This is a genomic window from Halorubrum sp. Atlit-26R, assembly GCF_003666015.1.
Classification (GTDB): domain Archaea; phylum Halobacteriota; class Halobacteria; order Halobacteriales; family Haloferacaceae; genus Halorubrum.
The window spans coordinates 1-655 of the sequence record NZ_QPLT01000260.1; the positions used below are offsets into that span (position 1 = coordinate 1).

At 56.6% G+C, this 655-nt stretch carries 1 pseudogene; it reads left to right on the plus strand.

What is annotated here, in order from left to right:
* Nucleotides 1-15 precede the first annotated feature (15 nt).
* A pseudogene (locus tag DVK07_RS20460) lies at nucleotides 16-655 on the plus strand (zonular occludens toxin domain-containing protein); the annotation flags it as partial.

Below are 655 nucleotides of genomic sequence, written 5' to 3' on the forward strand. Positions count from 1 at the left end.
CGTGAGAACGTGTACATGGCTGCGAACCTCTCTTCTGCAGACCTTGACGAGGAGATCGATCACTACAGCCGCATTGTGGAGCTTCTCGACGCGCGTCGCGAGCGGATGCAGGCCGGTGAAGACCTCGATGAATTCATCATGGTGATCGACGAAGCTGCACAGATATTCACGGGTTCAGGGGCTGACCAGCACAAGGCGAAAGCCCTCGCTAAGCTCCTGAAGTTGGCACGGAAGGCGAATGCGAACCTTGTCCTGATTGGACAGGATGGGAAAGACGTTGGTCCATCACTGCGTGCGCTGTGCACTGCGTTCGTGCACAAGGAATCGCAGAAGAAGGCGACGTTCTACAGGGATGTGAAGGACCGGCAGGGGATTGGCGAGATGATGTCTCTGTCCGGTATCCCTCCAACGAATTACGACGACTACAGCACGTGGGACGAAGGTAAGTTCGTGTTCGATGCCGACGATGACGAGGATGCAGAGGGGTATGTGACGCAGGAGGAGCTTGAGGAGCTTGTGCGGGAGCACGAGTGGGAGATGATGGCCATCCTCGATGCGACAACGGACTTGACGCAGGCAGAGATTGGAGATCAGTACGGTGTGAGTGATAAGACGGTGCGTCGTGCGAAGCAGCGGTATGAGGATGAGTTGGGCG